We start from the raw sequence: 14,369 nt of genomic DNA on the forward strand, positions 1-14,369 counted from the left end.
CCCGCCTTCACGGCAGCAAGCGGCAGCCCTCCCGCGCGTTCACCCAGGCTGCCTGATTGCGCCGTCCCAAGCCTTCAGCGAGCACCCGACGTCGCGCGTGGTCCTCTTCCAACCTGCCCAAGGGCAGGTACTGCTGTACATAACCCCGGCAGTAGACCTCATCGAAGCCCATGACGAAGCGGCACGAGCAGTACTCCTTGGCCGAGTAGGCCGACAGGATGCTCGGAAAATCCGCCAACGCCTGGCGCTCGTGCCACGCCCACACCAGCAACGCCACCATCAACAACAGCAGGACGCGCTTCATCGGCCCTCCCCCGCAACGGCCGCCAACACCCGCTTGAGCAGTTCGTTGTGCTGGTAGGTGCCATCGCGGTCATCGGCGTAACGCACGATCACCAATTTCTGCGAAGGCACCACATAAAGTGCCTGGCCCCAATGACCCAGTGCGGCATAGACGTCTTGGGCAGCGTCCGGCCATGGCGCCGGCTGGCCCGGCAACGGCTGGTTGAGCCACCAGTGCCCGCCAGGATTGGCCTCGTCCGGGATCGCCTCGGCCCGCTCGAACAGCTGCCGATTGAACGCCACCCAGTCCCTGGGCAACAGTTGCCGCCCTTGCCAACGCCCATCACGCAGCATCAGAAGGCCGATGCGGGCCAGGTCTCGCGCACTCAAATAAAGATAGGAGGAGCCCACGTAGGTGCCGGCGCTATCGCGCTCCCAGACTGCGCGGCGAATACCCAAGGGCTCGAACAACGCCTGCCATGGGTAGTCACCACGGCTGTCGGGAGGCAGCATGCCGCGCAAGGCCGCCGCCAGCAGGTTGCTGTCGCCACTGGAGTAGCGAAAGCGCTCGCCCGGTGCCACCTCGGCCGGCTGCGCTGCGGTGAAGGCAGCCATGTCCTTACGGCCACGGGTATACAGCATGGCCACCACCGAGGACTTGAGCGGTGCGTATTCGTAGTCCTCCTGCCAGGCCAGGCCGCTGGCCCAATGCAGCAGGTCGACGATGCGCAGTTCCGAATGCACCTTGAGCGGCGGATAGTAGTGCCATGCCGGCGCATCGAGGGTAAAGCGCCTTTCGCCGTAAGCCACCCCCAGCACAGTGGCCAGCACACTCTTGCTGATCGACCAGGTCAGGTGCGTCGTGTCGACACGGGTGGGCGCGACGTAGCGCTCATACAGGATACGCCCATCACGGATGACCAGCAGCGCATCGCTGCGCACACCCGTGCGCCCGGTCTCGTCGCGGTCGGGAAAGGCATAGGCCTCGACCGCCTGCCAGTCGATGGCCGCAGGTTCGCGCTGCCACTGTGGATCCGGCCACGACTCGGCCCACGCCGAAACGCTCACCCCTGCCAGAATGCCCAGCAATTTCCCCAACCTGCCCATGGCCGCCCCTCACGTGGCTGAACGGGCGAGCCTGCCAGGGTTTCATGACAATCCGACAGCGGCCCAGGCCTTGTGCAGGCGCTTCTCCCGCGCCGCCGTGGCCAGCGCCAGCACGCCCTGATCGCGCTGCCACAACTGCATCCAGTGAGGCGGCCCGCCCGCCAGGGCTTTGTCGATCGTCTCGCGCAGCGCATGGAACTGGGCGAACAGACCGCCCAGCAGCAAGTGGCAGGCGGCGCTGTCGGCGCACTGTCGGCTGCCCTCGGCGCATCCACCCAGCAGGCCCAGTAAACGCAGCCGCAGGTCCTGGGGCCAGGCACTTTCCTGACCGACGCCATACAGCCAGGCCACCAGCGCGGCGAGCACGTAGAGGTCTTCCAACGAGCGGAAGGGTTTGACGTAGGCATCCCAACCATCACCGGCGAGCCGTTCGCAGGCGGCCTGGTGCAACTGCAGGCGCGCATGGCCGACTTCGGGCATCAACGGCAAGGTGGGCAAGGCCTCCAGCGTCACCCCTGCCTCGCCCGGATAGACCACCGCCAGTTGCAGTCGAGGCTTCTCGCCATCAGCCTCGCTGCGCGCCGCCACCAGCAGCCATTCGGCGTCCAGCCCGGCGGTGACGAAATCCTTGCTGCCGGTCAGGCGCAGGTTCTCAAGGCGGGTCTGCATGTCCGCCGGCCGCACGCTGCGCCGCTCGGTGGCACACAAGGCACCCAGGCTGGCTGGGGCACTGGGCCAGAGCACACGCAGGGCCGCTTGGTAACCGACTAGAAAAGCCAGCCCCGGCGTCGCCATCGCCCGCCCACCGAGCACCGCCAGCTCGAAGGGCGAGACTGGCCCGAGACGCTCGAGCAGGGCGGCGTAGCCTTCACCCAGGCTTTGGGCCTCGGGCTGGCGGTAGGGGTCGTTGACTCGTTGCAACCAGGGCATCGCAGGCTCCTCGTCAGGGGTTGTCACGCAAGCATCACCAAAGCTTCACGGGGGTGACACCGCGCGTACCTAGGCTGACTTTGCACAACAAAGTCGACCGGCCGCAACCCTTGGCTGGCTCATGGAGACTCGCAATGACTCGGACCGCACGCTCTGGCGACACCAGCACTGAACGCCGTCTGCAAGCCGAACGCCTGGTCGGCGCCACGGCGCTTCAGGAAGCACAGGCCCTGCGCTTCAAAGTGTTCAGCGCCGAATTCCAGGCCAAGCTCAAGGGCGCGGAACTGGGCCTGGACATGGACGACTACGACATCCATTGTCGCCACATCGGCGTGCGTGACCTGGCCACCGGCCAACTGGTCGCCACTACCCGTCTGCTCGACCACCAGGCCGCCAGCAGCCTGGGACGCTTCTACAGCGAAGAAGAGTTCAGCCTGCACGGCCTGCTGCAACTGCAGGGGCCGATCCTGGAGCTGGGCCGTACCTGCGTCGACCCGGCCTATCGCAATGGCGGCACCATTGCCGTGCTCTGGGGCGAGCTCGCCGAAGTGCTCAACGAAGGCCGCTACAGCTACTTGATGGGGTGCGCCAGCATTCCCATGCAGGACGGCGGCGTGCAGGCCCACGCCATCATGCAGCGCCTGCGCGAACGCTACCTGTGCACCGAGCACCTGCGGGCCGAGCCGAAAAAACCACTGCCGACCCTGGCCCTGCCGAACAACGTCATCGCCGAAATGCCGCCCTTGCTCAAGGCTTACATGCGCCTGGGCGCGAAGATCTGCGGCGAACCGTGCTGGGACGAGGATTTCCAGGTCGCCGATGTGTTCATCCTGCTCAAGCGCGACGACCTCTGTCCGCGCTACGCCCGCCACTTCAAGGCGGCGGTGTGATGCCTGGATTGCGGGCATTCGCCCGCCTGTCGCGTCTGCTGCTGGTGCTGGCACTGGGCATCGTCATGGCCAGCGCGATCACCCTGGGAGAACGCCTGGGCCTGAAGCCTTCCTGCCAACGGCGCCAGCGCTGGACATGCCTGTTCATGCGGTATCTGGTCGCTGCCCTGCCCTTCGAGGTCCGAGTGATTGGCCCTTTACCGTTACAGCCGATGCTGTGGGTCAGCAACCATGTGTCCTGGACCGACATCCCCCTGCTTGGCATGCTCACGCCGCTGTCGTTCCTGTCCAAGGCCGAAGTGCGCCACTGGCCGCTGGCCGGTTGGCTGGCGGAAAAAGCCGGCACCCTGTTCATCCGCCGTGGCGGTGGTGACGGCCAGCGTCTGTCTCAGCAGATCGGTGAGCAGTTGGCCCAGCAACGGCCGCTGCTGATCTTTCCGGAAGGCACCACCACCGACGGCCGCGCCCTGCGTACCTTCCATGGCCGGCTGCTGGCCGGCGCCATCGACCAAGGCACCCCGGTGCAGCCGGTGGCGATCCAGTACCTGCGCAACGGTCAAGCGGACCCGATCGCGCCGTTCATTGGCGATGACGACCTGGTGTCTCACCTGATGCGTTTGTTCCGCCAGCCGCACGGGGAAGTGATCATCCAGCTGCTGGAGCCGATCCCCAGCCTAGGCAAGGAGCGGGCGGTGCTGGCGTTCCAGGCGCAGCAGGCGGTGCAGCTGGCCTTGTATGGCGCCGACGGGTGGGAAGCGGTGCCGCGACGGCAAGCGAAGGCGGCCTGAGTCGTGTGGCGGTCCAATCGGCCCTTTCGCGGGTAAACCCGCTCCGATAAGGGTGGCGGTGCCTTGTGGGAGCGGGTTTACCCGCGAAAAGGCCCGTACGGTCGTATGAAGGTTCACCGACTCGCCAGCGCAAAAGCCTGCAACTGCGGATAGAACTCGCGAAAATCCGCCAACAACGGCTCGTACAACACCTCCAACTCCCCCATCACCCCGTCCATGCCTTCCGGCCGTGACAACCGCCGGGCGATACCGCGAAACACCTGCTCCAGCGTGTCGAAATCGCCATAGGCGCCCAGCCAGTCGTCTGCGGCCATGAACGGGGCGATATGCGCCAGCCGCCCGGGCAGTGCCGGCTCGGCGAGCAGTACGCGGTAGAAGTCTCCGGTGAAGGCGCTCAGCGGCTGTTCGGCGTAATCGTCCCAGTGCCGCGCCAGGCAGTGGTCGAAAAACACATCCAGGACGATCCCGGCAAAACGCCGCCGCTCACGGGGAAAGCGCGCCAGCGCCGCCAGTACCAGCGGGTGGCTGTCGGTGTAGCTGTCGATATGGCGGTGCAGACGAATCGAAGCCTCGAGGGCCGGCGGGAAGCGCCCTTGCAGCGAACCTTTGACGAAATCGCCATACAGGCTGCCGAGCAGTTGTTGCGGCTCTCGGCCGCCCAGATGCAGGTGTGCGAGGTAGTTCATGGCGCCCAGTCTAGCACTCACGGGAACCATATCGTTATAACGCGATATAGCGATTCGCGCTCAGCTAAGAACCTCTTCATATTTGTATATCGCGAAATACCGATTTATATTTCGCCTCATCGCGATATAACGCTACACACCATGAGTCCCACCATGCCTCTTGATCTCGACGAAATAATAAAAGCCCTCTCCCACCCGGTAAGGCGAGAAATCCTCACCTGGCTCAAGGACCCGGCTGCGCAGTTCCCCGACCAGCAGCACAGCACCGAATACGGCGTCTGTGCCGGGCAAATCGACCAACGCTGCGGCCTGTCGCAGTCGACCGTCTCCGCCCACCTGGCCACCTTGCAGCGCGCGGGCCTCATCAGCAGCCAGAAGATCGGCCAGTGGCACTTCTTCAAACGCAACGAGGACACCATCCAGGCGTTCCTCCAGCAGATGAGCCAAGAGCTCTGACAAGGACCTTGCAATGCCTCTTTCCCTGATGATCCTGGCGCTCAGCGCCTTCGCCATCGGCACCACCGAATTCGTCATCATGGGCCTGCTGCCCGATGTGGCGCAGGACCTGGGGGTGACCATCCCCGGTGCCGGCTGGCTGGTGACCGGCTACGCCCTGGGGGTGGCCATCGGCGCACCGTTCATGGCCCTGGCCACTGCGCGTCTGCCGCGCAAGGCCGCGCTGGTGACGCTGATGGGCGTGTTCATCGTCGGCAACCTGCTCTGCGCGGTGGCCGCGGACTATGACCTTTTGATGTTCGCCCGCGTGGTGACCGCCCTGTGCCATGGCGCCTTCTTCGGCATCGGCTCGGTGGTGGCGGCAAGCCTGGTACCGGCCAACCGCCGCGCCTCGGCCGTGGCCCTGATGTTCACCGGCTTGACCCTGGCCAACGTGCTCGGCGTGCCCTTGGGGACTGCGCTGGGCCAGGCCGCTGGCTGGCGCTCGACCTTCTGGGCGGTGACCGCCATCGGCGTGATTGCACTGATCGGCCTGGTGCGCTACCTGCCGCTGCAGCGCCAGGAAGAGAAAGTCGACATGCGCGCCGAACTGGGCGCCCTCAAGGGGGCCGGCATCTGGCTGTCGCTAAGCATGACCGTGCTGTTCTCGGCCTCGATGTTCGCCCTGTTCACCTACGTCGCCCCCCTGCTCGGCGACGTCACCGGCGTATCGCCACGTGGCGTCACCTGGACCTTGCTGTTGATCGGCCTGGGCCTGACCGTGGGCAACATCCTCGGCGGCAAGCTCGCCGACCGCCGCCTGGGGGCGACTCTGGTGGGTGTGTTCGCCGCCATGGCAGTGGTGTCCACGGCGTTGAGCTGGACCAGCACGGCCCTGGTACCTGCCGAGATCACTTTGTTCCTCTGGGCCACCGCCGCCTTTGCCGCCGTGCCTGCCCTGCAGGTCAACGTGGTGACTTACGGCAAGGCCGCACCCAACCTGGTGTCGACCCTGAACATCGGTGCCTTCAACCTGGGCAATGCCCTGGGCGCCTGGGTCGGCGGCAGTGTCATCGCCCACGGCTTCGGCCTGACCCGCGTGCCCTTGGCCGCGGCTGCCCTGGCGATCCTGGCGCTGATCGTCACCTTGATTACCTTCCACCAGCGCGGCGGCAACGCCGAACTGGCCACCGCTTCCAACTGACACTCGCGAGGCTACGCCAATGACCACGCTCTTCGATCCGATCACACTGGGCGACCTGCAATTGCCCAACCGCATCATCATGGCCCCATTGACCCGTTGCCGCGCCGACGAAGGCCGAGTGCCCAACGCATTGATGGCCGAGTACTACGTGCAACGCGCCAGCGCCGGGCTAATCCTCAGCGAGGCCACCTCGGTGACCCCCATGGGCGTTGGCTACCCTGACACTCCCGGCATCTGGTCGGACGAACAGGTGCGCGGCTGGACCAACGTCACCAAGGCCGTGCACGGGGCTGGTGGGCGCATCTTCCTGCAGCTGTGGCACGTCGGGCGCATCTCCCACACCCAGTACCTCAACGGCGAACTGCCGGTGGCCCCGAGCGCGATCCAGCCCAAGGGCCACGTCAGCTTGATCCGTCCGATCACGGAGTACCCGACGCCACGAGCCCTTGAGACCGAAGAAATCGCCGACATCGTCGAGGCCTACCGCACCGGTGCCGAAAATGCCAAGGCGGCCGGCTTCGATGGCGTAGAGATCCACGGGGCCAACGGCTACCTGCTCGACCAGTTCCTGCAGAGCAGCACCAACCAGCGCACCGACCGTTACGGCGGCTCCCTGGAAAACCGTGCTCGTCTGCTGTTGGAGGTGACCGACGTGGCGATCGAGGTGTGGGGCGCCAATCGTGTAGGCGTGCACTTGGCACCACGGGCCGACGCCCATGACATGGGCGATGCCGACCGTGCCGAGACCTTCAGCTATGTCGCTCGGGAGCTGGGCAAGCGCGGCATCGCATTCATCTGCTCGCGGGAGAAAGAAGCCGACGACAGCATCGGCCCACTGATCAAGGAAGCCTTCGGTGGCCCGTACATCGTCAATGAGCGCTTCGACAAAGCCAGTGCCAACGCGGCGCTGGCCAGCGGCAAAGCCGACGCGGTGGCCTTTGGCATCCCATTCATCGCCAACCCCGACCTGCCCGCCCGTCTGGCCGCCGATGCGCCGCTGAACGAGCCGCGCCCGGAGACCTTCTACGCCAAAGGGCCGGTGGGCTACATCGACTATCCGCGGATGTGATCGTAAATCCGCTCCTACAAGCCTTGTGGGAGCGGGTTCACCCGCGAACACAGCTCAGTAGATTCAAGGCCGGGCGTTGATCTGCTGTTGCAGGTTCTGGATCTGGCTCTGCAAGGTATTGAGGTTGCGGGTCACCTGGCTGCGGAAGGCATCGAACTCCTGCACCGAAGCCCCACCAGCGCTAGGTGCCGGGCGGTTGTCGATCTGACTCTTGAGCACCAGCACATCCTGCTCCAGGCTCTCGATCGCCGCACTGGGATTACCCTGTTTCTTCAGGCTCGCCACTTCGCTGCTCAGGCTCTTGATCTGGCCGTCGAGCTTGCCGCCATCGAGCTGGCCGGACTTGAGCGCGGCCAACTCACCATTGACCGCCTTGAGCTGCGCCTGCAACTGGCTCTGCAATTCTGTCACCGCTTTTTGCTGTGCACGGGTATCGGCCAAGACCTGCTCCAGACGCTTGCCCAGATCCCCCGCCTGGCCCGCCACACCCTGCTGCTGCTTGCTCTGCTCGGCCAAGCTCGCCTTCAACTGGCGGATCTGCAGCTTCAAGGCCTCGCTACCGGTGTTGACACTGGACTCGCTGGCCTCGACTTTGCCGCTGATCGCCTGCAGTCGCCCCGCGGCTTCTTCGCTGATCCGGGCGAAGCTCTCCTGGGTCGCTACCAACTGCTGCTCCATCAGCGAGATTTGTTGGAAGCTCCACCATCCCAGGCCCGCCAGGGCGATGACCGAGGCCCCCAGCAGCGCCCACAGCGGGCCCGTGCTGGCCGGACGCGCGGCCTTGCGCCGGCTCCGTGCCACGTGCGCCGGGAGCAGTTCATCATCATCCGGAGTACCGGCACGCAGGGTCGGCACATCGTCGAAATCGTCGAGGGGGTCGTTACGCATGGAGGCTTTCAACCACAGTAATAGCAAAGAGGCATGAGTATAAACCGCCAGAGCGGCGCACTGATGACCATTATCCTCTGCCGGGGTTCATTGTTGGCCGGGCACGTTCTTCCACCAGGCGCAGAATTCATCCAGCGCGGTCCACAGGCTGACCTTGGGCCGGTAGTCCAGATGTTGCCGCGCGCGGCTGATATCCAAAGTGAAATCCCTGCTCATCATCTGCGCCCCGAGGCGCGACAGGGTCGGTTGTGGACGGCCTGGCCACAGCAGGCAGGCGGCCTCGTTCAACGCGCCCAGGCTGTAGGCCAGGCCATAGCCACGGTAGCGGGTAACCTGGGGCAGCTGCATCTGGCGCATCACGTAATTGATCACATCCCACAGCGGCAACGGTTGGCCGTTGCTGATGTTGTAGGCCTGGCCAAGCGCCTGCTCATCGGCGAACAGAGCGCTGAGCAGGGCTTCGTTAAGGTTGTGCACACTGGTGAAATCGACCTTGTTAAGGCCATTGCCGATGATGGCCAGGCGGCGCTTGCGCTGCAGCTGCATGAGCCTTGGGAAGAAACCGGCATCGCCCGCGCCGGTGACCCGTTGCGGTCGCAGGGCCAGCACTTCCAGGCCGAACTCCTGGGCGCCGAAGACCTTCTGTTCGGCCAGGCGCTTGGTCGCCGCCTGAAGGTCATGAAATCGCCGAGGTAATGGCTCCTCGCGGATATCAAGACGCGAGGAGCCATTGAAGTACAGCGACGGCGACGACAGGTACACCAGGCGCCGCACGTGCTCCTTCAAGCAGCCTTCCACCACGTTCTCGGTGACCACCACGTTACCCTGGTGAAAATCCTGATAGCGACCCCAGTGGCCGGTGGCGCCAGCGCAATGGACCACCGCGTCGACACCCTGACAGAGCCGCCGGGCCAGCTCGGCATCGCCTAGGTCGCCAGAAATGAACTGGGCGCCGCGCTTGACCAGATGCTCCACGCCCTCGGCGCGCCGGCCATTGACCCGCACCTCCAGGCCCTGCTCCAAGGCAAAGCGCGCAAAGCGCCCGCCGATGAAGCCGCTCGCACCGGTGACCAGAATTCGCATGTAACACTCCGCCTTGCCAAATTACAGATGCAGCTGACGCCGTCCGCGCCTACAAGGGCACCAGCCAGCTCGATGCCGTATGGCGCAGGTGCTCGGTCAGCTGAGCGAGCAACTGCCCGCCATTGCGCCAATGATGCCAGTACAACGGCACGTCGATGGGGGTATCGGTGCAGATTTCCACCAATTGGCCGCTGGCCAGTTGTTCGCGGGCCTGCAATTCCGGCACCAACCCCCACCCCACACCGGCCTCGGTCATGCGCAGAAACCCTTCGGACGAAGGGCACAGGTGATACAGGAAACTGCCCTCGATGCCCAACGAAGCCAGGTAGCGGTGTTGCAGGAAATCATCCGGGCCGTACACCACTGCCGGGATCCGCGCCAGGCGCCGGGCCTCGAACCCCTGGGCAAAGTGCCGGGCCATGAACGCGGGGCTGGCCAATGCCCGGTAACGCATGGCTCCCAGCAACACGCTGCGCGCGCCGGCCACCGGCCGCTCGCTGCCACACAGGCACGCCGCCACTTCGCCGGCACGCATGCGCTTGAGGCCGACCTCCTGGTCTTCGACTACCAGATCGAGCAACACCTGCTGCCCCGCGCAGAAATCCCCCACCGCACCCGACCACCAGGTCGCCAGGCTGTCGGCGTTGAGGGCGATACGCAGGCGCTCGGGCAGGCCTTCCTCGTCCAGCGCCGGGACCTGGCGCTGCAGGTCACGCTCAAGCAGACGCACCTGCTGCACATGGTTGAGCAACTGTCGCCCCACCTCCGTGGGGCTCGGTGGCGTGGCCCGCACCAGCACCGGCTGGCCGACCCGCGCCTCGAGCAGCTTGATGCGCTGGGAAATGGCCGATTGCGACAGGCCCAGAACTTGAGCAGCACGTTCGAAACCGCCTTGTTCGATGACGGCAGCGAGGGCGGCAAGCAGCTTGTAGTCGAACATCTATTTTTCTAATGCCAGATCAGCTTTATTTGTTTTTCTTATACAGGGCATTTCCTCACAATGGCCAGCATCTTCTTGGGTAATCAACGCCGGCGCTTGTTCGGCGTCAGTGGAGTGTTCCTGTTATGTGGCAAAGCTATCTGAACGGCATGCTGGTGGCATTCGGCCTGATCATGGCCATCGGCGCACAGAACGCCTTCGTCCTGGCCCAGAGCCTGCGCCGCGAGCATCACTTGCCGGTGGCCGCGCTGTGCATCATCTGCGATGCCATCCTGGTGGCCGCCGGGGTGTTCGGCCTGGCCACGGTCCTGGCTCACAACCCGACCTTGCTGGCGGTCGCACGCTGGGGCGGTGCGGTGTTCCTCATTTGGTACGGGGCCAAGGCACTGCGTAGCGCGTGCTCCAAGCAGAGCCTGCAACACCAGCAAGGCCAAGGCATGCGCTCGCGTCGCGCGGTATTGCTCAGCGCCCTGGCAGTGACCCTGCTCAACCCTCATGTCTACCTCGACACCGTGCTGCTGATCGGCTCGCTGGGCGCCCAACAGACCGTACCAGGGGCCTATGTGGCCGGCGCCGCCAGTGCCTCGCTGGTGTGGTTCTCGACCCTTGCGCTGGGCGCGGCCTGGCTTGCGCCATGGCTCGCCCGTCCAGCCACCTGGCGCCTGCTGGACCTGATGGTGGCTGTGATGATGTTCGCCGTCGCCGCGCAATTGATCTTTTCTTGAAGGGTGAGTTCTAAGCTGCAAGCTGCAAGCCAAAGGCAGACACGGCGCCCTCTTCCAGCTTGAAGCTTGAAGCTTGACGCTTGCGTGAAGCTCGCAGCGCCCACTATTCCCTATGTTTGTTGCGTGGTTATGCGCAAGGGCCGGTGCTATGATCCAGCCCTTGCGTCGCAAAGCGTGTCAAACGCGCTGACGCACCTCGGGCCGCCCGTGATCGGCCTTGCGCAAACCGCGAACAGACCTGAATCAGGAGATCCACCATGGCTTTTGAATTGCCGCCGCTGCCGTACGCCCACGATGCCCTGCAGCCGCACATCTCCAAGGAAACCCTGGAGTATCACCACGACAAGCACCACAACACCTATGTCGTGAACCTGAACAACCTGGTCCCAGGCACCGAATTCGAGGGCAAGTCCCTGGAAGACATCGTCAAGACCTCCTCGGGTGGCATCTTCAACAACGCCGCTCAAGTCTGGAACCACACCTTCTACTGGAACTGCCTGTCGCCAAACGGCGGCGGCCAGCCAACCGGCGCCCTGGCCGATGCCATCACCAAGGCTTTCGGTTCCTTCGACAAGTTCAAGGAAGAGTTCACCAAGACTTCCGTCGGCACCTTCGGTTCCGGCTGGGGCTGGCTGGTGAAGAAGGCCGACGGTTCCCTGGCCCTGGCCAGCACCATCGGCGCCGGCAACCCGCTGACCAGCGGCGACACCCCGCTGCTGACCTGCGACGTCTGGGAACACGCCTACTACATCGACTACCGCAACCTGCGTCCTAAGTACGTCGAGGCGTTCTGGAACCTGGTCAACTGGGCCTTCGTGGCCGAGCAGTTCGAAGGCAAAACCTTCAAGGCCTGATGCCTGGGGTAACCTTCGATCCAAGAAATCCGACGCTCATGCGTCGGATTTTTTTTGTGCAGGTTTCGCCAATGAGGCCCTCGCACACGCACACGCTTCGCCAGCGCTTGCCCACACCCGATAGCGCGCTAACATGAATCTTCTGGAAAGTTGATACAGCGCACTCAAGTCGCCAGTCCCCACAACCGATATATTGCCATGAGAGGATGAACGACGGCCGTCACCTGTCGCGACAATCGGTCGATAGTGTATTGCCAAGGGTAATGGCAAAATAATGGCATGCGCATGGATTAAGGAAACCCCATTGAAGCTGGAATTTCGGGACAGCTTGTCGGTCAAGTTGCTCAGGGTCGTGCTGCTCTCGGCGCTGGCTGTCGGCGTTGTCCTCAGCTGCGCGCAGATCGTCTATGACGCCTACAAGACCCGCCAGTCCGTCAACAACGATGCCCAACGCATCCTCGACATGTTCCGCGACCCGTCTACCCAAGCGGTCTACAGCCTTGACCGGGAGATGGGCATGCAGGTCATGGAAGGCCTGTTCCAGGACGCTTCAGTGCGCGCGGCCTCCATCGGCCACCCCAACGAAACCATGCTCGCGGAAAAATCCCGTCCGCTTCAGGACACGCCCGCACGCTGGCTGACCGACCTGATCCTCGGCCAGCAAAGGACCTTCACCACCCAACTGGTCGGCCGTGGGCCGTACAGCGAGTATTACGGCGACCTGAGCATCACCCTGGACACCGCCACCTATGGCGAAGGCTTTCTGATCAATGCAGTGATCATCTTCATTTCCGGGGTGCTGCGCGCGCTCGCCATGGGCCTGGTGCTGTATCTGGTCTATCACTGGCTGCTGACCAAGCCATTGTCCAAGCTCATCGAGCACCTCACCCAGATCAATCCCGACCGCCCCAGCCAGCATGAGATCCCGCTGCTCAAGGGCCATGAAAAGAACGAGCTGGGGCTGTGGGTCAACACCGCCAACCAGTTGCTGGCCTCCATCGAACGCAACACCCACCTGCGCCACGAAGCCGAGAACAGCCTACAACGCATGGCCCAGTACGACTTCCTCACCGGGCTACCAAACCGCCAGCAGTTCCAGCAGCAGTTGGACAAGATCCTCGTCGATGGTGGCCGCCTGCAGCGCCGGGTCGCGGTGTTGTGCGTGGGCCTGGACGATTTCAAGGGCATCAACGAGCAATTCAGCTATCAAGTCGGCGATCAATTGTTGCTGGCCTTGGCCGACCGCCTGCGTGCCCACAGCGGCCGCCTCGGCGCCCTGGCGCGGCTCGGTGGGGACCAGTTCGCCCTGGTCCAGGCCGACATCGAACAACCCTACGAGGCCGCCGAGCTCGCCCAGAGCATCCTCGACGACCTGGAAATGCCCTTCCCCCTGGATCACCAGAACATCCGGCTGCGCGCTACCATCGGCATCACCTTGTTCCCCGAAGATGGCGACAGCACCGAGAAACTGCTGCAAAAAGCCGAGCAGACCATGACCTTGGCCAAGGCCCGCTCCCGTAACCGCTACCAGTTCTATATCGCCAGCGTCGACAGCGAGATGCGTCGGCGCCGCGAGCTGGAAAAAGACCTGCGCGAAGCCCTGCCGCGCAACCAGTTGTACCTGGTGTACCAACCCCAGATCAGCTACCGCGATCACCGTGTGGTCGGCGTCGAAGCCCTGTTGCGCTGGCACCACCCGGAGCTGGGCATGGTTCCGCCCGACCAGTTCATCCCTCTGGCCGAACAGAACGGCAGCATCATCGGCATCGGCGAGTGGGTGCTCGACCAGGCCTGCCGACAGTTGCGTGAATGGCACGACCTGGGCTTCAGCGACCTGCGCATGGCCGTCAACCTGTCCACCGTGCAGCTGCACCACAGCGAGCTGCCCCGGGTGGTGAACAACCTGTTGCAGATCTACCGCCTGCCCCCGCGCAGCCTGGAGCTGGAGGTGACCGAGACCGGCCTGATGGAGGACATCAGCACCGCCGCCCAGCACTTGCTGAGCCTGCGCCGCTCCGGGGCGCTGATCGCCATCGATGACTTCGGGACCGGTTACTCCTCGCTCAGCTACCTGAAGTCGTTGCCGCTGGACAAGATCAAGATCGACAAGAGCTTCGTCCAGGACCTGCTGGATGACGATGACGACGCCACCATCGTCCGGGCTGTCATCCAGCTAGGCAAGAGCCTGGGCATGCAGGTGATCGCCGAAGGCGTGGAAACCGCCGAGCAGGAAGCCTACATCATCGCCCAGGGCTGCCATGAGGGTCAGGGCTACCACTACAGCAAGCCGCTGTCGGCTCGCGAACTGACGGCCTTCCTCAAGCACGCGCAGCGCAACCAAGTCACCGCGTTCTGACCCCAGCGACCGCTCGATCGCGAAAGCGACCCTTGCGCATGAATTGCGCACCTGCCCCTTTACACAAAATGCAAATCTTTCGCATTATGTTGCGGTTTCGCAGGCCACACTGTCCAACCTCACGACGCAGGA

General features: G+C 64.1%; 15 protein-coding genes. 8 read left to right on the forward strand and 7 right to left on the reverse strand.

The window, feature by feature from the left end; translation table 11 throughout:
* Window positions 1-7 precede the first annotated feature (7 nt).
* The 3 genes from DQ397_RS22315 to DQ397_RS22325 are packed head-to-tail and all read right to left on the reverse strand — an operon-like array spanning window position 8 to window position 2,319.
* Window positions 8-304, reverse strand: coding sequence for a hypothetical protein (locus DQ397_RS22315; protein WP_043214957.1), 297 nt, complete (start codon window positions 302-304; stop codon window positions 8-10).
* Window positions 301-1,389, reverse strand: coding sequence for a serine hydrolase (locus DQ397_RS22320; RefSeq protein ID WP_043214959.1), 1,089 nt, complete (start codon window positions 1,387-1,389; stop codon window positions 301-303). Before DQ397_RS22320 ends, DQ397_RS22315 begins: the two co-directional genes overlap by 4 nt.
* Before the next feature lie 42 nt (window positions 1,390-1,431).
* The gene (locus DQ397_RS22325; protein WP_043214961.1) at window positions 1,432-2,319 is read right to left on the reverse strand and encodes an acyl-CoA dehydrogenase; all 888 of its coding nucleotides are present in this window, start codon (window positions 2,317-2,319) and stop codon (window positions 1,432-1,434) included.
* A gap of 134 nt (window positions 2,320-2,453) precedes the next feature.
* On the opposite strand from DQ397_RS22325, the gene olsB reads away from it, so the two are divergent.
* Both olsB and DQ397_RS22335 read left to right on the forward strand, forming a co-directional pair.
* Window positions 2,454-3,209, forward strand: a complete 756-nt coding sequence (gene olsB / locus DQ397_RS22330) for an L-ornithine N(alpha)-acyltransferase (protein ID WP_043214963.1) — start codon at window positions 2,454-2,456, stop codon at window positions 3,207-3,209.
* Entirely contained in the window at window positions 3,209-3,997 is a 789-nt protein-coding gene (locus DQ397_RS22335) for a lysophospholipid acyltransferase family protein (protein WP_043214965.1), read from the forward strand. The genes olsB and DQ397_RS22335 overlap by 1 nt, the downstream gene beginning before the upstream one ends.
* 113 nt (window positions 3,998-4,110) lie before the next feature.
* On the opposite strand, the gene DQ397_RS22340 is transcribed toward DQ397_RS22335, so the two are convergent.
* The gene (locus tag DQ397_RS22340) at window positions 4,111-4,683 is read right to left on the reverse strand and encodes an ACP phosphodiesterase (RefSeq protein ID WP_043213585.1); all 573 of its coding nucleotides are present in this window, start codon (window positions 4,681-4,683) and stop codon (window positions 4,111-4,113) included.
* A gap of 153 nt (window positions 4,684-4,836) precedes the next feature.
* On the opposite strand from DQ397_RS22340, the gene DQ397_RS22345 reads away from it, so the two are divergent.
* The 3 genes from DQ397_RS22345 to DQ397_RS22355 are packed head-to-tail and all read left to right on the forward strand — an operon-like array spanning window position 4,837 to window position 7,391.
* Window positions 4,837-5,139: a helix-turn-helix transcriptional regulator gene (locus DQ397_RS22345; protein ID WP_043213583.1), complete on the forward strand. Its 303-nt coding sequence runs from the start codon at window positions 4,837-4,839 to the stop codon at window positions 5,137-5,139.
* Window positions 5,140-5,152: 13 nt separating this feature from the next.
* Window positions 5,153-6,322, forward strand: coding sequence for an MFS transporter (locus DQ397_RS22350; RefSeq protein WP_090344930.1), 1,170 nt, complete (start codon window positions 5,153-5,155; stop codon window positions 6,320-6,322).
* 19 nt (window positions 6,323-6,341) lie between these two features.
* A complete protein-coding gene (locus DQ397_RS22355) occupies window positions 6,342-7,391 on the forward strand; it encodes an alkene reductase (protein WP_043213581.1) in 1,050 nt (349 codons plus the stop codon).
* Between the two features lie 63 nt (window positions 7,392-7,454).
* Here DQ397_RS22355 and DQ397_RS22360 read toward each other — a convergent pair whose 3' ends face one another.
* The 3 genes from DQ397_RS22360 to DQ397_RS22370 form a co-directional block, all read right to left on the reverse strand.
* Entirely contained in the window at window positions 7,455-8,279 is an 825-nt protein-coding gene (locus DQ397_RS22360) for an ATPase (RefSeq protein ID WP_043213579.1), read from the reverse strand.
* Window positions 8,280-8,366: 87 nt separating this feature from the next.
* On the reverse strand, window positions 8,367-9,362 hold the full coding sequence (locus DQ397_RS22365) for an NAD(P)-dependent oxidoreductase (protein WP_043213577.1): 996 nt from the start codon (window positions 9,360-9,362) through the stop codon (window positions 8,367-8,369).
* Window positions 9,363-9,411: 49 nt separating this feature from the next.
* Window positions 9,412-10,302 carry a LysR family transcriptional regulator ArgP gene (locus DQ397_RS22370; protein WP_043213574.1) on the reverse strand — a complete coding sequence of 297 codons (891 nt, stop codon included), beginning with the start codon at window positions 10,300-10,302 and terminating at the stop codon, window positions 9,412-9,414.
* A gap of 125 nt (window positions 10,303-10,427) precedes the next feature.
* On the opposite strand from DQ397_RS22370, the gene DQ397_RS22375 reads away from it, so the two are divergent.
* The 3 genes from DQ397_RS22375 to DQ397_RS22385 all read left to right on the forward strand — a co-directional run bounded on the left by DQ397_RS22375 (window position 10,428) and on the right by DQ397_RS22385 (window position 14,237).
* Window positions 10,428-11,027: a LysE/ArgO family amino acid transporter gene (locus DQ397_RS22375; protein WP_043213572.1), complete on the forward strand. Its 600-nt coding sequence runs from the start codon at window positions 10,428-10,430 to the stop codon at window positions 11,025-11,027.
* A gap of 257 nt (window positions 11,028-11,284) precedes the next feature.
* Window positions 11,285-11,881, forward strand: coding sequence for a superoxide dismutase (locus DQ397_RS22380; protein WP_043213571.1), 597 nt, complete (start codon window positions 11,285-11,287; stop codon window positions 11,879-11,881).
* A 304-nt stretch (window positions 11,882-12,185) separates the two neighbouring features.
* On the forward strand, window positions 12,186-14,237 hold the full coding sequence (locus DQ397_RS22385; protein ID WP_043213568.1) for a bifunctional diguanylate cyclase/phosphodiesterase: 2,052 nt from the start codon (window positions 12,186-12,188) through the stop codon (window positions 14,235-14,237).
* Window positions 14,238-14,369: the final 132 nt, after the last annotated feature.

The organism is Pseudomonas sp. CK-NBRI-02 (assembly GCF_008124495.1).
Taxonomy (GTDB): Bacteria; Pseudomonadota; Gammaproteobacteria; order Pseudomonadales; family Pseudomonadaceae; genus Aquipseudomonas; species Aquipseudomonas guariconensis.